The 18,106-nt window shown below is 73.6% G+C and carries 19 protein-coding genes and 1 riboswitch; of the genes, 4 read left to right on the top strand and 15 right to left on the bottom strand.

The window, feature by feature from the left end:
- Positions 1 to 60: 60 nt before the first annotated feature.
- The 5 genes from K313_RS0108230 to rimP all read right to left on the bottom strand — a co-directional run bounded on the left by K313_RS0108230 (position 61) and on the right by rimP (position 6,508).
- Positions 61 to 1,104, bottom strand: a complete 1,044-nt coding sequence (locus K313_RS0108230) for a TRM11 family SAM-dependent methyltransferase (RefSeq protein WP_029211218.1) — start codon at positions 1,102 to 1,104, stop codon at positions 61 to 63.
- A 220-nt stretch (positions 1,105 to 1,324) separates the two neighbouring features.
- Positions 1,325 to 4,381 carry a translation initiation factor IF-2 gene (infB, locus tag K313_RS0108225; protein ID WP_029211217.1) on the bottom strand — a complete coding sequence of 1,019 codons (3,057 nt, stop codon included), beginning with the start codon at positions 4,379 to 4,381 and terminating at the stop codon, positions 1,325 to 1,327.
- 168 nt (positions 4,382 to 4,549) lie between these two features.
- Complete coding sequence (locus K313_RS0108220) at positions 4,550 to 4,867, bottom strand: YlxR family protein (RefSeq protein ID WP_051274059.1); 318 nt, start codon at positions 4,865 to 4,867, stop codon at positions 4,550 to 4,552.
- 73 nt (positions 4,868 to 4,940) lie between these two features.
- Positions 4,941 to 5,984 (bottom strand): transcription termination factor NusA, encoded by a 1,044-nt coding sequence (nusA, locus tag K313_RS0108215; RefSeq protein WP_029211215.1) that lies wholly within the window; start codon positions 5,982 to 5,984, stop codon positions 4,941 to 4,943.
- On the bottom strand, positions 5,984 to 6,508 hold the full coding sequence (rimP, locus tag K313_RS0108210; protein WP_029211214.1) for a ribosome maturation factor RimP: 525 nt from the start codon (positions 6,506 to 6,508) through the stop codon (positions 5,984 to 5,986). Before rimP ends, nusA begins: the two co-directional genes overlap by 1 nt.
- Before the next feature lie 195 nt (positions 6,509 to 6,703).
- On the opposite strand from rimP, the gene K313_RS0108205 reads away from it, so the two are divergent.
- Entirely contained in the window at positions 6,704 to 7,831 is a 1,128-nt protein-coding gene (locus K313_RS0108205; RefSeq protein ID WP_029211213.1) for a ferritin family protein, read from the top strand.
- On the top strand, positions 7,828 to 8,784 hold the full coding sequence (locus K313_RS0108200) for an aminoglycoside phosphotransferase family protein (RefSeq protein WP_156911242.1): 957 nt from the start codon (positions 7,828 to 7,830) through the stop codon (positions 8,782 to 8,784). Before K313_RS0108205 ends, K313_RS0108200 begins: the two co-directional genes overlap by 4 nt.
- A gap of 242 nt (positions 8,785 to 9,026) precedes the next feature.
- Here K313_RS0108200 and K313_RS0108195 read toward each other — a convergent pair whose 3' ends face one another.
- Genes K313_RS0108195 through K313_RS0108180 form a run of 4 tightly spaced genes read right to left on the bottom strand, consistent with a single transcriptional unit; the run spans position 9,027 to position 11,791 of the window.
- Positions 9,027 to 9,911 carry an energy-coupling factor ABC transporter ATP-binding protein gene (locus tag K313_RS0108195; protein ID WP_029211211.1) on the bottom strand — a complete coding sequence of 295 codons (885 nt, stop codon included), beginning with the start codon at positions 9,909 to 9,911 and terminating at the stop codon, positions 9,027 to 9,029.
- Positions 9,908 to 10,711, bottom strand: a complete 804-nt coding sequence (cbiQ, locus tag K313_RS0108190) for a cobalt ECF transporter T component CbiQ (protein ID WP_029211210.1) — start codon at positions 10,709 to 10,711, stop codon at positions 9,908 to 9,910. Before cbiQ ends, K313_RS0108195 begins: the two co-directional genes overlap by 4 nt.
- 1 nt (position 10,712) lies before the next feature.
- Positions 10,713 to 11,027: an energy-coupling factor ABC transporter substrate-binding protein gene (locus K313_RS0108185; protein WP_029211209.1), complete on the bottom strand. Its 315-nt coding sequence runs from the start codon at positions 11,025 to 11,027 to the stop codon at positions 10,713 to 10,715.
- A 2-nt stretch (positions 11,028 to 11,029) separates the two neighbouring features.
- On the bottom strand, positions 11,030 to 11,791 hold the full coding sequence (locus K313_RS0108180) for an energy-coupling factor ABC transporter permease (RefSeq protein WP_029211208.1): 762 nt from the start codon (positions 11,789 to 11,791) through the stop codon (positions 11,030 to 11,032).
- A 56-nt stretch (positions 11,792 to 11,847) separates the two neighbouring features.
- Positions 11,848 to 11,924: riboswitch (cobalamin riboswitch) on the bottom strand.
- 92 nt (positions 11,925 to 12,016) lie between these two features.
- On the opposite strand from K313_RS0108180, the gene K313_RS20500 reads away from it, so the two are divergent.
- Positions 12,017 to 12,691, top strand: coding sequence for a GNAT family N-acetyltransferase (locus tag K313_RS20500; protein ID WP_029211207.1), 675 nt, complete (start codon positions 12,017 to 12,019; stop codon positions 12,689 to 12,691).
- Between the two features lie 7 nt (positions 12,692 to 12,698).
- Here the strand turns inward: K313_RS20500 and K313_RS0108170 are convergent, their stop codons facing one another.
- From K313_RS0108170 to paaA, 6 genes are read right to left on the bottom strand one after another with little or no spacing between them, the layout of a single operon-like run.
- Complete coding sequence (locus K313_RS0108170; RefSeq protein ID WP_029211206.1) at positions 12,699 to 13,535, bottom strand: hypothetical protein; 837 nt, start codon at positions 13,533 to 13,535, stop codon at positions 12,699 to 12,701.
- Entirely contained in the window at positions 13,532 to 14,653 is a 1,122-nt protein-coding gene (gene paaE, locus K313_RS0108165) for a 1,2-phenylacetyl-CoA epoxidase subunit PaaE (RefSeq protein ID WP_029211205.1), read from the bottom strand. Before paaE ends, K313_RS0108170 begins: the two co-directional genes overlap by 4 nt.
- The gene (gene paaD / locus K313_RS0108160; RefSeq protein WP_029211204.1) at positions 14,653 to 15,177 is read right to left on the bottom strand and encodes a 1,2-phenylacetyl-CoA epoxidase subunit PaaD; all 525 of its coding nucleotides are present in this window, start codon (positions 15,175 to 15,177) and stop codon (positions 14,653 to 14,655) included. Before paaD ends, paaE begins: the two co-directional genes overlap by 1 nt.
- A 5-nt stretch (positions 15,178 to 15,182) precedes the next feature.
- On the bottom strand, positions 15,183 to 15,986 hold the full coding sequence (paaC, locus tag K313_RS0108155) for a 1,2-phenylacetyl-CoA epoxidase subunit PaaC (protein WP_029211203.1): 804 nt from the start codon (positions 15,984 to 15,986) through the stop codon (positions 15,183 to 15,185).
- Complete coding sequence (gene paaB / locus K313_RS0108150) at positions 15,983 to 16,270, bottom strand: 1,2-phenylacetyl-CoA epoxidase subunit PaaB (RefSeq protein ID WP_019284231.1); 288 nt, start codon at positions 16,268 to 16,270, stop codon at positions 15,983 to 15,985. The genes paaC and paaB overlap by 4 nt, the downstream gene beginning before the upstream one ends.
- Positions 16,267 to 17,319 carry a 1,2-phenylacetyl-CoA epoxidase subunit PaaA gene (gene paaA, locus K313_RS0108145; RefSeq protein WP_029211202.1) on the bottom strand — a complete coding sequence of 351 codons (1,053 nt, stop codon included), beginning with the start codon at positions 17,317 to 17,319 and terminating at the stop codon, positions 16,267 to 16,269. The genes paaB and paaA overlap by 4 nt, the downstream gene beginning before the upstream one ends.
- Positions 17,320 to 17,434: 115 nt before the next feature.
- On the opposite strand from paaA, the gene K313_RS0108140 reads away from it, so the two are divergent.
- Positions 17,435 to 18,088 (top strand): GNAT family N-acetyltransferase, encoded by a 654-nt coding sequence (locus K313_RS0108140; protein WP_029211201.1) that lies wholly within the window; start codon positions 17,435 to 17,437, stop codon positions 18,086 to 18,088.
- Positions 18,089 to 18,106 lie beyond the last annotated feature (18 nt).

The raw sequence follows: 18,106 nt of genomic DNA, 5'->3' as shown, positions 1-18,106 counted from the left end.
TGCCCCTTCGTGATGGGTCGGACGCCGCCGGCGGGGGTGCCGACGGGCGTGGTGCGTGGGTCAGCCCTTGCGGGCGACCACGATGTCGCGGTCGATGGAGGCGTCGACGCGGTGACGGAGTCCACCGTAACCACCCTGGTCGACCACGGTGAGGCCATGTCGCCCCAGCAGGTCGGTCACGTCGTCGCGGGGGGCCACGTGCCGGTTGATCGCGAGCCCGACCGCGCCCCCGGTGCGCAGCGCCCGGACCCACCCGGGCAGCGCCTCGTCGAGCAGGTCGAGCGGGCTGCGGGCCAGGCGGTCGCCGTGGCTGCCGTGCTGGACGCCGTAGGGCGTGTCGGTGACGATCACGTTGGTCTGCCCGGCGGGCAGCAGGCCCTGCAGCCTGGTCGTGTCGACTCCCAGGTAGGTCACGCGCTGCACGCGTCCCGCCTTGTAGTCGTCCTTGTCGGCGGCCAGCTCGACGTCGAAGCGGCGCCCGAGGGTCTTGCCGTTGCGGCGGATGCCTCCGGAGGTCAGCTTGTGCTTGACCCGGTGCTGGCGCAGGTAGGTGCTGAGGAAGGCCTGGTAGGCCTCGAGGTCCTTGGCGTCCAGGTCGATGCCGGTGACGTCGAGCCCGAGCGTGATGGCGGTGCTGAGCGTGGTGCCGCGACCGCACATCGGGTCCAGGACCGTCATGGTGCCGTCGAGGTAGCGCTCGGGCCACGCCGTCGCCATGGCGGTGACGGTCAGCAGCAGCCGGGTGAACTGCTCGTTGGTCTTGCCCTGGTACTTCAGGATCGTGACCAGGTCGCTCGGGAACCGGTCCGGTCGTTCCAGCGCGACCGGCCTCAGCAGGGCAGCGTGCTCGTCGCCCTCGCGCAGATACAGGGCCTGTATGCCGGACAGCGCCGACACCGCGCGGAGCGGGTCGCCGGTCAGCGGCGCCGCCGTCTCGAACCCGAGGTAGTCGACCCCCGCCACCTCGACCGGCGCGACGTCCATGACGCCGTCCGGCACGAGCGCATCAGCGACACAACGCAGCTCGGCCGCCATGAGGGCGGGCGCCCGATCGGCATACACCCGGTTGTGCGAAGGCGCCACGAGCGCCAGGTAGGAGTTCATCGTCGTCCTTCGTGTCCGTCGGGCCCTGTCGGGACGGGCCTTCCATCCGCAGCTCGTGCCTCGCTGCTCCCGCCAGACCCAGCCCGTCCCGTCCCGACAGGGCCCGACGCCAGCCACCGCCCAACCTCCGCCCGACTATGAAGGCAGAGGCCGGGAGCCGCGAGGGACGAGCGGCGGATGGTAGGTCCGGCCCGCTCGTCCCCGCAGTCTCACCAGCTCACTAGTCGCGAGGCTTCTCGCGCATCTCGTACGTCGCGATGAGGTCACCCAGCTGGAGGTCGTTGTAGGACCCCAGGTTGATGCCGCACTCGAAGCCCTCGCGCACCTCGGTGACGTCGTCCTTGAAGCGTCGGAGGCCGGCGACCTCGACGTTCTCGGAGACGACGACCCCGTTGCGCGTGATGCGAGCCCTCGCGCCACGCTTGATCTCGCCGCTGCGGACGATCGATCCGGCGATGTTGCCGAACTTGCTGGAGCGGAAGATCTCGCGGATCTCGGCGGTGCCGAGCTCCACCTCCTCGAACTCCGGCTTGAGCATGCCCTTGAGGGCCGCCTCGATCTCCTCGATCGCCTGGTAGATGACCGAGTAGTAGCGGATCTCGACGCCCTCGCGGTCGGCGTACTCGGCGTTCTGGCCCTCGGCGCGGACGTTGAAGCCGATGATGACCGCGTTGGAGGCGACGGCGAGGTTGATGTTGTTCATCGTGATCGCGCCGACGCCGCGGTCGATGATGCGCAGGTCGACCTCCTCGCCCACGTCGATCTGCAGGAGGGCGTCCTCCAGCGCCTCGACCGAACCGCTCGCGTCACCCTTGAGGATGAGGTTGAGCGTCTCGACCTTGCCGGCCGCGAGAGCCTCGTTGAGGTCCTCGAGGGAGATGCGCTTGCGGGACTTGGCCAGGCTGGCCTGGCGGTCCGCGGCCTCGCGCTTCTCGGCGATCTGGCGGGCGGTGCGGTCGTCCGGCGCGACGACGAAGGTGTCGCCGGCGCGGGGCACGGACGCGAGTCCGAGCACCTGGACGGGACGCGACGGGGTCGCCTCCTTGACCTGCTTGCCGTGCTCGTCGAGCATCGCGCGGACGCGGCCGTGGGCCGATCCGGCGACGATCGCGTCGCCGACCCGCAGGGTGCCCTGCTGGACGAGGACGGTCGCCGTCGCACCGCGACCACGGTCGAGGTTGGCCTCGATGGCCACGCCGCGGGCGTCGGTCTCGGGGTTGGCGCGCAGGTCGAGGGCGGCGTCCGCGGTGAGCAGGACCGCCTCGAGCAGCTGGTCGATGTTCTGACCCTGCTTGGCCGAGATGTCGACGAACATCGTCTCGCCGCCGTACTCCTCGGCGACGAGGTTGTACTCGGTCAGCTGCTGGCGGACCTTGGCCGGGTTGGCGCCGTCGACGTCGATCTTGTTGACGGCGACCACGATCGGCACGTCCGCGGCCTGGGCGTGGTTGAGCGCCTCGATGGTCTGCGGCATGACGCCGTCGTCCGCGGCCACGACGAGGATCGCGATGTCGGTGACCTTGGCACCACGGGCACGCATGGCCGTGAAGGCCTCGTGACCGGGGGTGTCGATGACCGTGAGCTTGCGCTCCTGGTCCTCGTGCTGCACGGCGACCTGGTAGGCACCGATGTGCTGGGTGATGCCGCCGGCCTCGGTCGAGATGACGTTGGCGTTGCGGATCGCGTCCAGCAGGCGGGTCTTTCCGTGGTCGACGTGACCCATGACGGTCACGACCGGCGGACGGGCCTGGAGCTCCTCGTCGGAGTACTCCTCGCCCTCGAGGTCGATGTTGAAGGACGCGAAGAGCTCCTGCTCCTCCTCCTCCGGCGAGACGACCTGGATGTCGTAGCCGAGCTCGGAGCCGAGCACCTTGAAGGTGTCCTCGTCGAGCGACTGCGTCGCCGTCGCCATCTCACCGAGGTGGAACAGCACGGTGACCAGCGACGCCGGGTTGGCGTTGATGCGGTCGGCGAAGTCCGTCAGCGACGAGCCGCGGCGCACGCGCACGACGGTCGAGCCGTCGCCACGGGGCACCGAGACGCCACCGATGGACGGCGCCTGCATCTGCTCGAACTCCTGACGCTTCGCGCGCTTGCTCTTGCGTCCGCGGGCGGGCTTGCCGCCGCGACCGAAGGCACCCTGGGTGCCGCCGCGACCGGCGCCACCGCCGGGACGACCACCGCCACCGGGACGGCCGGCGAAGCCGCCGCCACCACCGGGACGCGCGCCGAAGCCGCCGCCGCCACCACCGGGCGCACCGGGACGACCGCCGCCGCCACCACGGGCGGGACGCTCACCGGGACGCGGCACGGACGAACGGCTCGGCATGGCGCCGGGCGTGGGACGGGCACCGCCGGGACGAGGCGCCGCGGGACGCGGGCCACCCGGACGAGGACCGGCAGCGCCGGCCTGGCCACCGGGACGCGGCGCCTGGGGGCGAGGCATGCCCTGCGAGGGCGCGAAGGGGTTGTTGCCGGGACGGGCCGAGCCCTGACCACCACCGGGGCGCGGAGCCCCGCCGGGACGAGGTGCGCCGCCGTCACGAGCGGGACGGTCGGTCCGCTCGGGGCGGTCGGTCCGCTCGGGACGGTCGGTCCGCTCGGGGCGGTCGGTGCGCTCAGGGCGGTCGGTGCGCTCCGGACGCTCGGTGCGCTCGGGACGCTGACCCATGCCCTGCGAGGACGCGAACGGGTTGTTGCCGGGGCGAGGAGCTCCGGGACGACCGCCCTGACCACCCTGGCCGCCGGAGCGGCCGGAGGTCTGCGGCTGGCGCGGGCCGGGAGCAGCCGGTCGGGGACCAGGCTGTGCCGGCCGCGGGCCGGGGGCTGCGCCAGCGGCTGCCGGAGCAGGGGCGGCGGCGGGCGCCGGTGCCTCGGCTGCGGGCGCCTTCGGGGCGGCCTTGGCCGGAGCGGGGGTGTCGGCGGCGGGAGCCTCCGGGGCTGCCGGCGTCTCCTGCGCGGACGACGGGGCAGCCGGAGCAGCCGGGGCCGCCGGCTTCTCCTCGGCGGGGGCGGCGGCCTTCCTGGCCGGTCCCGGCGTCGGACGGGACGGGGTGCCAGCAGCAGGCTTGGGGGCCGCCGCGGCAGTCTTGGGGGAGCCGCCGGAACCGCCGGCGAGCTCGGCCGGGAAGGACTCCCGGATGCGGCGCACGACCGGCGCCTCGATGGTGGAGGACGCCGCGCGGACGAACTCTCCCTGGTTCTTCAGGTGCTCGAGCAGAACCTTGCTCTCGACTCCGAGCTCCTTGGCGAGCTCGTAGACCCGGACCTTAGCCACAATTCTCCTTGATCTCGGTCCGGGCGGGCGCGGAGAGGTCCTCCGCCGGTCACGGACCGTCGTTAGTGCTGGGGCATGCTCATCGCTGAGTACTCATCGGGTGCTCATAGCGTCAAACCCGCTTTCGGTTCTCGGACGGTGCTGTCACGGCCTCGGCGACGGGTGCCGTCAGGGCCGGTCGTGCTCGCTCTCCACCCACGCCCGCAGCGCGGCGACGTCGGTCATGACGTCCGCACGGAGGGCACGCCCGAACGCCTTGCGGCGCACGGCGAGCTCCAGGCAGGCCGGGTCCGGGTGGAGCCAGGCTCCACGTCCGGGCCTGCGTCGCAGCGGGTCCGGGACGACGTGGAGGGATCCACGCTCGTCCGGCTCCGCCACCACTCGCAGGAGAGCCGCCCGGTCACCGACACCACGGCAGCCCACGCACGTTCGGGCGGGACCCGGGGCGGGCGAGGTCGTGGTGGTCGTGCGACCGGACTGATCCATCCTACCGTGTCCCCGGGCGTGTCGTCGCACCGTGCCGTGCGGGGAGCCCTGCTCGCCGGGCGGGCCGGGAGCCTCAGGCACCCGGTTCGGCGTCGGCGGGGCCCGGGTCGGCCGGTGCCTGCCGGCCACCCACGGGGGTGTCGGGATGGATGTCGATCCGCCAGCCCGTCAGCTTGGCGGCGAGGCGGGCGTTCTGCCCCTCCTTGCCGATGGCGAGCGACAGCTGGTAGTCGGGCACGACGACCTTGGCGGCGCGCAGCTTGGGGTCCACGACCTCGACGGACAGCACCCGGGACGGCGACAGGGCGGACGCCACGAACTCGGTGGGCTGGTCGGAGTAGTCGACGATGTCAATCTTCTCGCCGTGCAGCTCGGTCATGACCGCGCGGACGCGGGCTCCCATCGGCCCGATGCAGGCGCCCTTGGCGTTGACGCCGGGGGCCTTGGCGATGACGGCGATCTTGGTGCGGTGCCCGGCCTCGCGCGCCAGCGCCGCGATCTCGACGGTGCCGTCGGCGATCTCGGGCACCTCCAGGGCGAAGAGCTTGCGGACGAGGTTGGGGTGGGTGCGCGACAACATGATCTGCGGGCCGCGGTTGCCCCGCTTGACGCTCACGCAGTAGCAGCGGATGCGGTCGCCGTGGACGTAGCGCTCACCCGGCACCTGCTCGGAGACGTGCAGCTCGCCCTCCACGCCCCCACCGAGGGCCACCTGGACGACCCGCGGGTTGGAGCTCTGCTGGACGACGCCGGACAGGATGTCGCCCTCCTTGCCGCGGAAGTCGCCGAGCACGGACTCGTCCTCGAGGTCACGCATGCGCTGGTGGATGACCTGGCGCGCCGTCGAGGCGGCGACCCGCCCGAAGTCGGCGGGGGTGTCGTCATACTCCCTGGGCTCGGGGCGCGGCTCGCCCTCGGCCACGGGCTCGAGGTCCTCGAGGGCCCAGACCGTCACCTTGCCGGACTTGCGGTCGAGCTCGACGCGGGCACGGCGGGCCGCCCCCTCCGTCTTGGAGTACGCGAGGAGCATCGCGTCCTCCATGGTCTTGACGAGCACCTCGAGCGGGATCTCGCGCTCGGTGGCGAGCATCCGCAGGACCGCCATGTCGATGTCCATCAGTTCTTCTCCTCGGTCGCGCGGGTGAACTCGACCTGCACCTGGGCGCGGGCGATGTAGGGATAGGCGAGCTGCCGGGTCGACGACGAACCCTTGGTGGTGACCTCGAGGGTGACCTGCTCGGGGCCGGCGGCGACGACGCGCCCGGTGACCTGGCCGTCGGGGGTCGAGGCCTTGACGAGCCGACCGACGTTGCGCCGGAAGTGTCGCGGCTCGGTCAGCAGCCGGTCGACGCCGGGCGAGCCGACCTCGAGGACGTAGGGCTGCTCGCCCATGACCTCGGACTCGTCGAGGAGCTCGCTCACGCGTCGGGTGGCGTCGGCCACCAGGTCCAGGTCGAGCGGCTCGACGGCCGTGGTCTCGTCGGCGGGTGGCGTGGTCACCAGGTCGGTGTCGACGGTCAGTCGCACGAGGCGGCGCTTGCCCACCTGCTGCACGGTGAGCTGCTCGACCATGAGCCCCAGCTCGGCGAGCGCGGGGTCCAGCAGCGTGCGGACGTCCTGCTCGGTGCTCCGGGTGACCATCGTTGCCTCCGCTTTCGGTGATGTGCGCCTGCGCCGCGGCACGTCTGTGCGCGGGGCCCGGCAAAGTCCACACCCTATGCCATCGGCCCTGCTGGAACTCTATCGAGCGGGCGAGCGGGATGACAGCACGCGTCCGGTGCTCTCGGGCTGTGTCACGTCGTCCGCGCCCCGTGCCCGGGTGGCAGGATCGCAGCCATGGTCGACCGGTCGTCCCCGCCCGCCCCGCTCACCCCGCGCGACGTCGCCGGGGTGCCCTCGCGGCGCGCGCTGCTGACGGCCGCCTCCCTCGCCCCGCTCGCGCTGCTGACCGCCTGCCGGGTCCGGCTGGAGGACGACGCCCCTCGCGTGCCGCTGATCCCCACCCGCGAGCCGACCGAGGACGAGGCGCTGCTGCTCGCCGCCTGGCGCGCGTCGACCGACCTCGGCCGTATGACGACCGGCCTGGCCGGTGACGGGGTGACGGCATCGCGCCTGCACGCCGTCCAGGCCCGCACCTTCGACCAGGTGCTGCGCGACCGCCGGGTGCCGGACGCGCAACGCACCTCCCCCGCGGCCTCCCCCACGGCCTCCTCCACGGCTGCATCGTCGGCGGGGTCGACGGTGTCGGCTGCGGCGACAGGGTCGTCGGCGTCGGCTGCATCGTCGGCGGGGTCGACGGTGTCGGCCGCGTCGTCGGCGTCGGCGTCGGCCTCCGCCGTGTCGACACCGAACGGGTCGACACCGAACGGGTCGACGCCGACCGCCCCGCCCGACCGGACTGCCGTCGCCCGGGCCGAGGCCGGCGCCGTGTCACCGGCGGCCCTGGCCGAGCTCGCGACGGCCCACGCCGGCCAGCTGCCGCTGCTGGCGTCGTTCGCGGCGTGCCGGGCGCGCCTGGCCGCCGTCCTGGGGGCGCCCCCGTCCTGGCCGGCCTGGGGCGAGACCGCCTCGCCCGCGGACGCCGGGTTGCTGGCGGCGCACCGGCGGGCGCGCTACCACCTGGAGGTGGCCGCCGCCCGCACGCCGGCCGAGGCCCGCGCCCCCTTCGCGACAGAGCTGGACCGGGTGGCGGGCGTCGTGGTGCGCCTCAAGTCGCGGGGCGCCTCGACCGGGGCGCCGCCGGCCGGCTATCCCCTGCCCTTCCCCGTGCGCGACGCGGCGGCCGCCCGTCGGCTCGTCACCCACGCCCTCACCACGCTCGAGACGGCGTGCGGGACGACGTGGTCCGCGGGATCGGGGTCGTCCGAGGCGGTGACCACCACGACCCGGCTGGTCGTCGACACCGTGACGGCCGGGGCTGCGTGGGGGGTGCCGCTGCGGGCCTTCCCGGGGCTGGCCTCGTGAGCGACACGACCCGCGACCTCGTCCCTCCCTCGCTGACCGCCCTGATGGCCGGCCGCCCGGCGGACGAGTCGGTCCGGGACGCGGTCGACGGCGACACCTGGCTGCGACGCCTGCCCGGCGTCCTCGACGAGCTGCTCGCGGAGCAGGACCTCGCCGTGGACGGGCGACCCCGCCACGGGCAGTGCGCGGTCGTCATACCCGTCCTGCGCCGGGGAGCACCGGCCGCCCTCAAGGTGAGCTGGCCGCACGCGGAGGCCGCGCACGAGCACCTGGCCCTGCGCGCGTGGGACGGGTCCGGCGCGGTGCGGCTGCTGGCGGCCGACCCCGCGCGCTGGGCCCTGCTGCTCGAACGGCTCGACCCGGAGCGAGACCTGGGGCGCGAGCCCGTCCTCGACGCCTGCGAGACGGTGGGACGCCTGCACGCCCTCCTCGACCGACCCGCCATCGCGCGTCTCGGCACGGCCAGCGCCTGGTGCGGGCGCATCCGCGAACGACTGACGACCTCACCCCCACCGGTCCCGCCCCGCGTCGTGGACCAGGGCCTCCACCTGGCCGCCGAGCTCGCGGCCGACCCCGGCGTCGACGCCCGGCTGGTGCACGGCGACCTGCACGACGCCAACGTCCTGCGCGTGCCCGACCCGGGCACGACGCGTGCCGGGACGGTCGACGGCTGGCTGGCGATCGACCCCAAGCCCGTCGCCGGCGAGCTCGCCCTCACCGTCGCCCCGCTGCTGTGGAACCGTTGGGACGAGGCGGCCCGCGCGCACAACCTGCGCAACCACCTGCGGTTCCGCGTGGACTACGCGTGCGACGCGGCGGGCATCGACCCCGCCCGGGCCCGCGCGTGGACGATCCTGCGCGAGCTGGACAACGCGTGGTGGGCCGCCCGCGAGCCGGGTGGCCACGACCGGATCACCCAGGCCGTCGCGATCATCAAGGCCATGCGCGACTGACCGGCCGCGCTGACCGGGCGCCCTCTGGCGCGGGCTGGGGCGCTCGGGCGGCATCGGCGGGCGGCATCGGCGGGCGGCATCGGCGGACGGCGAGGGGTCTCGAACGTCGCGTTGCACGGCGTGTCCCCGACATCTGCGTCCCCTCGACGCACCGACATCTGCGTCCCCTCGACGCACCAGCCAGCTGCGTCCCCTCGACGCACCAGCCCCGTCGGTGCCGGGAGGCGGGAGGCGTGCGGGCCTCAGGCCGTGGACGCGGTCCGTCCCGCGAGCGCGGCGACCAGCCCGTCCACGTCGCGCGGCCGCACGCCCGGCTCGAGCAGGCCCGACCCCGCGAGCCGGTCGGCGAGCTCCAGCGCCCACGGTCGACGCAGCCTGGCCCGGCCGACGAGCAGGTCGTCGCCGAGGACGTCCTCGACCGGGCCCTGCGTCACCGCGCCGTCCACGACGACCGCGGCCTCGTCGGCCCACGCGAGCGCGAGGTCGACCTCGTGGGTGGCGAGCACGACGGTGGTGCCGTGCTCCTCGAGCCGGGCCAGCGCGCCGAGCATCTCCTCGACGCCGGCCGGGTCCAGGCCCGCCGTGGGCTCGTCGAGCAGCAGCACCGCCGGGCGCATGGCGACGGCCCCCGCCGTGGCGGCCCGCTTGCGCTCGCCGTAGGACAGCTGGTGCGTCGGCCGGTCCGCCAGGTGCTCGATGCCGAGCAGGGCGAGCGCCTCGGCCACCCGCTCGCGCACCTCACCCACGGGCAGCCCGAGGTTCATCGGCCCGAAGGACACGTCCTGGGTGACGTCGGCGCTGAACAGCTGGTCGTCAGGGTCCTGCAGCACGAGCTGCACGCGCTGCCGATGGGACCGAAGCCCCTTGCGGGAGTAGTCGACCCGTGCCCCGTCGACCGCCACCTCACCGCCCGACGGCTGGTGGCCACCGGCCAGGCAGCGCAGCAGCGTCGTCTTGCCGGAGCCGTTGGCGCCGAGCAGCGCCGTGCGACGCCCCGCCCTGACCAGCAGGTCCGCCCCGACGAGCACGGGAGGTCCGCCGGGATAGGCGGCGTGCAGCCCACGTGCCACGAGCCGCTCGGCCGACCCGGCGAGCGGAGGGTGCCGGCAGTCGTCGCGGTGGCTCACGACCCGCCCCCCAGCGTGGAGACCGCCATCGAGGACGCGACGAGGAGCGCCAGCACGACCAGGCTCACGGCGACGAAACCACCGGACCGCTGCTGCTCGCGGGGCAGGGTCACCAGCGCGGACTCGTAGCCGCGACCCGCGAGCCCCTCCTCCATCCGGCGGGCCCGGTCCCACGACCGGGTCAGCACGGCGGCGGTGAGCATCCCGGCCGAGCGGAGCGAGGCGCGATGCCCGTGATAGCCGAGCCGTCCGGCCTGGGCCTCGCGGATCGAGCGCACGGCGTCCATGAGGACGAACAGCAGGCGGTAGGTCAGCGACGCCACCTCCACGCACGCGTCCGGGACGCGCAGCCGGCGCAGCGCGGCGAGCAGGTCGACCATGGGTGTGGTGCTGGCGAGGACGAGCACCGCGAGCGTGCCGGCCACGGCGTGCGCGGTCAGCCCGACGGCTGCCTCGAGGCTCTCGGGGGTGACCGCGAGCGGACCCCATCGGCCGTATGCCGACGGCCCGGCCCCTCCCTCGCCCGGTGCCTGGGCGCCGACGCTGACCGCCACCGAGAGCCCGCTGGCGACGATGAAGGCCATCGGCGCGCGCAGGGCACGCAGGACCAGGGACGGCGGCACCCGCGCTGGCCCGACCATGACGATCACGCTGGTCAGGGCCACCAGGGGCGACGCGGGCCACGGCGGCAGGACCAGCGCGACGAGCACCAGCCCGAGGCTCAGCAGCGCCTTGTCACCGACGGCTCGCGTCCGCCACGCGCCGGCCCACGCGGCGTCGTCGATCGCCAGGCCGGCCACCTCAGGCGGAGCCTTGCGGGCGGGGGTTCTTGCGTCCTCGCAGGTAGCCGACGGCATAACCGAGGACGCCCGCACCGGCGGCGGCCTGCAGCGCGAAGAGGCCCGACTCGACCTCGCCGCTCGGCTCGAAGAGGTTGCGGAACCACGGCTGGTAGTCCGGGTGGGTCTGCTCGATCGCGCTGGTCGCGGCGGAGTCCGTCCCGACGAAGCGCTCGTCCGGCCCGGTGCGCCGGGAGTCCAGCCACAGCGGGACGGCGAACAACGCCACGAGGGCCAGCAGGCACGCGGCGGTCAGCAGGTGTCGGCGCGCTCGCATGCTCAGGCCTCCGTCGTGACGGCCGCAGCGGACGAGCCCGACGAGCCCGACGAGCCCGACGAGCCCGACGACGGCCGGTCAGCGTCGACCGATCCGGTGTCCTCGCGCGGCAGCACGCCCAGGCGCCGCAGCTCGGGGGCCGCGACGTCCCGCAGGACGCGGAAGGCCAGGACCCCGAGGAAGCCCTCAGCCAGGGCCAGCGGGATCTGGGTGACGGCGAAGATGCCGAGGAACTTCGCGAGCGCCCCGGGGAACCCGCTCGCGGGATCGGGGTGGGCCAGCGCGAGCTGGAAGGCGGTCGTCAGGTAGGTCGCCAGGTCGGCCGCGGCCATCGCCGCGAACACGCCGACCAGCAGTGGCAGCCGGGCGCGACGGCATACGGCATAGAGCCCGTAGCCGACCCAGGGGCCGATGACGGCCATGCTCATGACGTTGGCGCCCCAGGTGGTGATGCCCCCGTGGGCGAGCAGCAGCGCCTGGAAGGCGAGGACGATGCCGCCGAGGAGAGCCATGACCGGCGGGCGGAAGAGGACGGCGCCGAACCCGGTGCCGGTGGGATGGCTGGAGCTGCCCGTCACCGACGGGAGCTTGATCGCGGACAGGACGAAGGTGAACGCCCCGGCGGCCCCCAGCAGCAGGCGGCTCTCGGGATGCTCACGGACCTCGCGCACGACCTGGCGGGCTCCGTGGACGACGAACGGGGTGGCGACGGCGGTCCACGCGGCGGCGTGCCACGGGGGGAGATAGCCCTCGGCGATGTGCATCTGCGCACTCCTTGAGATCGGGGATCACGCGTCCCCCTCGCAGTGGACCCGACAGGCAGTTCCTGGCTCCCGGGGTCCCTCGCGGACCCAGGTCACAGTGGCGCGACCGCGCCGGTCTCTCACCGGCTTCCTGGCACCGTCGGGCTGGTTCTCGGAGTATGCCACACCAGATGCAGGTGAGAACTCTTATCAGTTCGGTGACGCGGCATGGCTAGTCTCGGCGGTATGCCGACCGCGCCACCGCCATCCCAGCCCGACCGGACCGCCGCCCGACCGACCCGGATCCCCGACCTGCAGCCCGGCCGGTCACGGACGACGGAGCGACTGGTCCTGCGGCCCTGGCGGGACGAGGACGCCGAGGCGTTCGGGTCGCTCAACGCCGACCCGGAGGTCATGACCTACTTCCCCGCACCGCTGGACCGGGCCGCGAGCGACGAGCTCCTCGGCCGGGCCCGCACCCACGTCGACGATCACGGCTGGGGGTTCTGGGCGTTGGAGGAGCGGAGCACCGGGGCGTTCATCGGCCTGACGGGACTGTCGCAGCCGAGCTTCGAGGCCGCGTTCACGCCGTGCGTCGAGATCGGCTGGCGCCTGGTCCGGTCGGCCTGGGGTCAGGGCTACGCGACGGAGGCCGCCATCGCCGCCCTGGACGTGGGCTTCAACGAGCTGGGGCTGCAGGAGATCGTGTCCTTCACGCCGTCGGTCAACCTGCGCTCGCGTGCCGTCATGCAGCGCATCGGCATGCGGCACGCCCTCGCCGACGACTTCGACCACCCGCTGATCGACCCCGCGAACGAGCTGTGCCACCACGTCCTCTATCGCATCAGCAGGGACGACGACCACTCGGGCGGTCCGGACGACCAGGTCGTGCCGGTGGGCCCGGGGCCCGTCGGCGACTGACGGGCGGTCAGGCGCCCGAGACCGGAGCCACGTCGCGGATCGCGGGCGGCACGATGCGGGGCACGGCGTCCCACTCGCTGAAGGTGACCGTGCCGGCCGTGCGCGGGGCGGAGGAGCTGAGCCGAAGCAGCCGCCCGGACCCGTCGGCGGCGACGATCGCCGTCGTCGCGCCGCCGGAGCGCAGCTCGTAGGCCTGGGTGCCCTCGTAGGACGTGCGGCCCACCGAGGTGCGACCGGTCGCGGCGCGCACGGCCCCCTCGAAGGCGTCCAGCATGTCGCTGATGCTGAGGACGGCGAGTTGGTTGGCCGCAGCCCCGGACAGCTGCACGTAGCGTCCCCGGGCTCCCCCCGTCAGGGCCGTGGACCGCACGAACGTGCGCCCCTCGCTGCGCAGGAGCTCGAACGGCGCCGACACGCCCATGGAGACGGTGCCCCGGACGCTCAGCCCGTCCCTCGTGCCGCGCAGGTCGAAGGTCATGGGTGCCCCTTGGACGTTGAGCGTGCCGACCGCCCGCACGCTGCTCGCCGCGGCGACGAATCCCGCTGCGGCAGCGGCCAGTCGCCCTGCCTCGCCCGCCACCGCACCCCCTGGCGCGGAGGGTGCTCCGGTCGCTGACGTGCCCGGCGCCACGTCACCGAGGCTCGGCGCCCCGAGGTCGGGGATGCTGGTCGTGGGTGCCGCGGTCGGGGACCCGGCACCGGCGTCGCTGGTGGTCGCCGTGGTCGGCAGCGGACGGTTTGGCGCACCCTGGCACCCCGCGATCGCCAGGCCCGCGGCAGCGGCGAGCGCCACCGGAGCGGCCATCGAGCGCAGCGCGACCGCTGCGCGGAAGGGCCGGGTCACGCGTCGTAGTCGAGCCGCACGTGGTCGGTGACCGGGTGCGACTGGCAGGCAAGGACGATGCCGTCGGCGACCTCGTCCTCCTCGAGGGCGTAGTTGCGGTCCATGCGGACCTTGCCCTCGACCAGGCGGGCGCGGCAGGTGCCGCAGACGCCACCGGTGCACGAGTAGGGCGCGTCGGGACGGGCCCGCAGGGTCGCAGCCAGGATCGTCTCGCCGGGGTCGGTCATGGCGATCTCGGTCGTGCGCCCGTCGAGGTTGACGGTGACCCGGGCGAGGACGCCGGTGTGGTCGCCCGCGGCCCCGACCCCGGGGTCGGTCTCGGCCCGCGGCTCGTCGTCGACGTGGAAGACCTCGAAGTGCACGTGGTCCTTGTCGACCCCCTCGGCGGCCAGCACCTCGCGGGCGTTCTCGACCAGGGAGAAGGGCCCGCAGAGGTACCACTCGTCGACCGTGTCGACGGGGACCAGGGAGTCGAAGATCCGGCGGAGCCGCTCCTCGTCCAGCCGTCCGCTGAACAGGTCGACGTCCCGGGCCTCGCGGGACAGGACGTGCATGAGCTGGAACCGGCTGCGGTAGCGGTTCTTGAGGTCCTCGAGCTCCTCGAGGAACATGATCGAGCTCGTGGCCCGGTTGCCGAAGAGCAGGGTCACCCGGCTCGCGGGCTCCTCCTCGAGGACGGTCGTGAGCAGCGACAGGACCGGCGTGATGCCCGACCCGGCGGCGATCGCCACGTGGTGGCGCGCCCGGTCGGCGTCCGTGGGCACGACGAAGGAGCCGAGCGGCGGCATGACCTCGATGGTGTCGCCGGGGCGCACGTCGTCGATGAGCCAGGGTGAGACGGCGCCACCGGCCACGCGACCGGCAGCGACCCGCAGGACGCCACGCTCGGCAGCGGCCTTGCGGGACAGGCAGATCGAGTAGGACCGGCGCTGCTCCTGACCGTCGCGGTCGAGGCGCAGCGTGAGGTGCTGGCCGGGCGCGAAGGTGAACTCGTCGCGCAGGTCGTCCGGCACGGTGAAGGTGATCGCCGCGGCGTCGTCGGTGAGCGGCTCGACGTGGGCCACCGTGAGGGGGTGGAACTGGGGGCGGTGCCGCGCGGGCTTGTTGAGCAGGGCCATCAGATCACCTTGAACTCGTCGAAGGGCTCACGACAGGCGTCGCACCGGCGCAACGCCTTGCAGGCGGTGGACCCGAACCGGGCCACCTCCGTGGTCTGGTCGCTGCCACAACGAGGGCAGCGCACCTGGTGCCGGGTCAGCTGCACTGGCACCGGTCCGTCGGTGCCCCCGGCCGCGCCGGCGGTGGGCGGGGCGATACCGAACTCGCGCAGCCGCTCCCGACCGCGCTCGCTCATCCAGTCGGTGCTCCACGCCGGCGAGAGCTGGGTGACGACCTCCGCCGACAGGCCGGCGCGCGTCGCCTCGTGGCGCACGAGGTCCTCGATCAGGCCCATGGCGGGGCAGCCGGAGTAGGTCGGGCTGATGACGACGCGCACCAGGCGCCGCTCCTCGTCGAGCTCGACCGACCGCACGATGCCGAGGTCGTCGATGGAGATGACCGGGATCTCGGGGTCGGGGATGGCCCGTATGGCGTCCGCGACCTGGGTGGACGCGAAGCTGCCGGGCCGCGCCGCCGCCTGCATCGCCGTCACCAGGTGGCGCCGGGGTGCGAGCGCGCGATGTGCTGCATCTCGGCGAGCAGGTAGCCCATCGGCCGGGAGTGGATGCCGCGGCGCCCGTCGCGCGCCGTCCAGCGGGACGGGTCGGCCGGACGCAGCGTCGCCTCGGCGAGCACGCCCTCGACATACGAGCGCACCTCGTCCTCGACCTCGCTCGGCCGCACGCCGGCGCCGGACCCCGCCGCCGCGACGGCAGCGTGGTCGTCGACGAACAGCTCGGTGACATAGGGCTCGACGACCGCGAGCGCCTCCTGCATCCGCCGGTGCGACTCCTCGGTGCCGTCGCCGAGGCGGACGACCCAGTTGCGGGCGTGGTCGCGGTGGTAGGCCAGCTCCTTGACGGCCTTGCCGGCGACGCCGCGCAGGGTCTCGTCCTCGGAGCGCGCGAGCCGCTGCATGATCGCGAGGCGGGTGGTGGAGAACCACAGCAGCCGCGCCATCTCGACGCCGAAGTCGCCGCGCTCCATCTCGACGAGGTGGACGCTGCGGAACTCACGCTCGTCGCGCAGGTAGGCGAGGTCGTCCTCGGAGCGCCCGGTCCCGTCGAGCGAGCCGGCGTAGGTCAGCAGGCTGCGGGCCTGGCCGAGCAGGTCGAGCGCGATGTTGCCGAGCGCCATGTCCTCCTCGATGGCGGGGGCGTCGGCGACCCACTCCCCCAGGCGCTGGGTGTAGACGAGGGCGTCGTCGGCGAGGCCGAGGACGTAGTCGGCGAGGGTCCCGGACGTGCCGGGAGGGGGCGGGGACGAGGGTCCCGCGACGGTGCTGGCGCTCATAGGTACTCCACGTCCTCCGGCACGTCGTAGAACGTCGGGTGGCGGTAGACCTTGTCGGCGCTCGGGTCGAAGAAGGAGCCGCGCTCGTCCGGGCTGGACGCCGTGATGCTGTCGGCCTCCACGACCCAGATCGACACGCCCTCCTGACGACGGGTGTAGAGGTCACGGGCGTTGTGGAGCGCCATGGTCGCGTCGGGCGCGTGCAGGGACCCCACGTGGACGTGGGACAGGCCTCGCTTGGCGCGGACGAAGACCTCGAACAGGGGCCAGGTGGCCTCGCTCATGCGGCACTCTCCTTCGAGCGGGAGGCCTGCTTGGCGGCATACGCGTTGGCGGCCTCTCGCACCCACGCCCCGTCCTCGTGAGCCTTGATCCGGTTGCTCATTCGCTCGGCGTTGCACGGCCCGTCGCCCTTGAGCACCCGCCAGAACTCCTCCCAGTCGATCCGGCCGAAGTCCCAGTGGCCGCGCTCGTCGTTCCAGCGCAGGTCGGGGTCGGGGAGGGTGATGCCGAGCTTCTGCGCCTGCGGGACCGTCATGTCGACGAACTTCTGGCGCAGGTCGTCGTTGCTGAACCGCTTGATCCCCCACGCCATGTTCTGCGCGGTGTGGCCCTGCTGGGCCGCCTCGCCGGAGTCCTCGGGGCCGAACATCATCAGGGCCGGCCACCACCACCGGTTGGCGGCGTCCTGGGCCATGGCCTTCTGCTCGTCGGTGCCACGAGCGAGCACCCACAGGATCTCGAAGCCCTGCCGCTGGTGGAAGGACTCCTCCTTGCAGACGCGGATCATCGCGCGGCTGTAGGGGCCGTAGGAGCACCGGCACAGCGGCACCTGGTTCATGATCGCCGCGCCGTCTACCAGCCAGCCGATGGCGCCCACGTCGGCCCAGGTGAGCGTCGGGTAGTTGAAGATGGAGGAGTACTTCTGCTTGCCGGCGTGCAGCTTGTCGAGCAGCTCGGACTTGTCGACGCCGAGGGTCTCCGCGGCGGAGTAGAGGTAGAGCCCGTGCCCGGCCTCGTCCTGCACCTTGGCGATGAGGATGGCCTTGCGACGCAGGCTGGGGGCCCGGGTGATCCAGTTGCCCTCGGGCTGCATCCCGATGATCTCGGAGTGCGCGTGCTGCGCGATCTGGCGGATGAGCGTCTGCCGGTAGCCGTCCGGCATGTCGTCCCGGGGCTCGATCCGCAGGTCCCGGGCGATGAGCTCGTCGAACGCCGCAGAGTCACCCGGGGCCCGGTCCGCGTCGGCCGAGGCCACGCGGGCCTGGGTGTAGTCGTCGGTCTCGGCCGCGTTCAGCGGCTCGTCCGGGTCGATGACGTCGTCGCCATACATGGGCCTCAGTATCCTCGCCCGCGACGGCACCCGCAAAGGGCTGGGGGCCCGGTCGAGGTGTGCTGCGTCACGATACCGGTCAGTAGCTCGCATGTCGGTCTGAGAGGATCGGTCGGTGAGCGACCACGGGCACGACCACCAGCATGACCACCAGCACGGGCACGACCACCAGCACGGGCACCAGCACGAGCACGGGCATGACCACCCCCTCGAGGGGTCGGCCGGCGTCGCGGCCGACGCCAGCGTCCGTCAGGCCCGCGTCAACGACGCCCCGGCGGTGGGCACGGTCCAGTCGGCCGTGTGGCGGGAGGCCTTCGCGGGGCTGGTGCCGGCGGAGACGCTGGAGCGCTTCGAGCCCCTCCCCTTCGCCCGCGCCTGGCGGGCGTCGCTGGAGCAGCCGCCGTCGCCGCGGCACGTGCTCGTCGTGTCGTGCACCGGGCCGCAGGTGGTGGGCTACGCGGCGCTCGGTCCGTGCGAGGACCCGGACGCCGAGGACGGTGACGGCGAGATCCTCACGCTCGGTGTGCACCCGGACGCCCGACACCAGGGCCACGGCTCACGCCTGCTCAACGCCGTGGTGGACCTCCTGCGCGACGCGGGATTCACCCACGCCTACGCCTGGGTCCCGGCCGAGGACGCCGGCACCCGAGGCTTCCTCGAGGCGGGGGGCTTCGCGCCCGACAGCGCGTACCGCGACCGCGTCGTCGTCGAGGGCGACACGGACGAGCAGCTGCTGCGCGAGATCCGCCTCACCGCCGCCCTCGCCTGACGCGGCGGACGCAGCTCA

The sequence above is a fragment of the Arsenicicoccus bolidensis DSM 15745 genome, assembly GCF_000426385.1.
Taxonomy (GTDB): Bacteria; Actinomycetota; Actinomycetes; order Actinomycetales; family Dermatophilaceae; genus Arsenicicoccus; species Arsenicicoccus bolidensis.
This window is presented reverse-complemented; position numbering and strand designations above follow the sequence as displayed.

What these genes read in the sequence shown, in the direction of transcription:
- K313_RS0108230 (WP_029211218.1), bottom strand. Translation starts at nt 1,104, where the DNA reads ATGAACTCCTACCTGGCGCTCGTGGCGCCTTCGCACAACCGGGTGTAT.
- K313_RS0108220 (WP_051274059.1), bottom strand. Translation starts at nt 4,867, where the DNA reads ATGGATCAGTCCGGTCGCACGACCACCACGACCTCGCCCGCCCCGGGT.
- nusA (WP_029211215.1), bottom strand. Translation starts at nt 5,984, where the DNA reads ATGGACATCGACATGGCGGTCCTGCGGATGCTCGCCACCGAGCGCGAG.
- rimP (WP_029211214.1), bottom strand. Translation starts at nt 6,508, where the DNA reads ATGGTCACCCGGAGCACCGAGCAGGACGTCCGCACGCTGCTGGACCCC.
- K313_RS0108205 (WP_029211213.1), top strand. Translation starts at nt 6,704, where the DNA reads ATGGTCGACCGGTCGTCCCCGCCCGCCCCGCTCACCCCGCGCGACGTC.
- K313_RS0108185 (WP_029211209.1), bottom strand. Translation starts at nt 11,027, where the DNA reads ATGCGAGCGCGCCGACACCTGCTGACCGCCGCGTGCCTGCTGGCCCTC.
- K313_RS0108180 (WP_029211208.1), bottom strand. Translation starts at nt 11,791, where the DNA reads ATGCACATCGCCGAGGGCTATCTCCCCCCGTGGCACGCCGCCGCGTGG.
- K313_RS20500 (WP_029211207.1), top strand. Translation starts at nt 12,017, where the DNA reads ATGCCGACCGCGCCACCGCCATCCCAGCCCGACCGGACCGCCGCCCGA.
- paaE (WP_029211205.1), bottom strand. Translation starts at nt 14,653, where the DNA reads ATGGCCCTGCTCAACAAGCCCGCGCGGCACCGCCCCCAGTTCCACCCC.
- paaD (WP_029211204.1), bottom strand. Translation starts at nt 15,177, where the DNA reads ATGCAGGCGGCGGCGCGGCCCGGCAGCTTCGCGTCCACCCAGGTCGCG.
- paaC (WP_029211203.1), bottom strand. Translation starts at nt 15,986, where the DNA reads ATGAGCGCCAGCACCGTCGCGGGACCCTCGTCCCCGCCCCCTCCCGGC.
- paaB (WP_019284231.1), bottom strand. Translation starts at nt 16,270, where the DNA reads ATGAGCGAGGCCACCTGGCCCCTGTTCGAGGTCTTCGTCCGCGCCAAG.
- paaA (WP_029211202.1), bottom strand. Translation starts at nt 17,319, where the DNA reads ATGTATGGCGACGACGTCATCGACCCGGACGAGCCGCTGAACGCGGCC.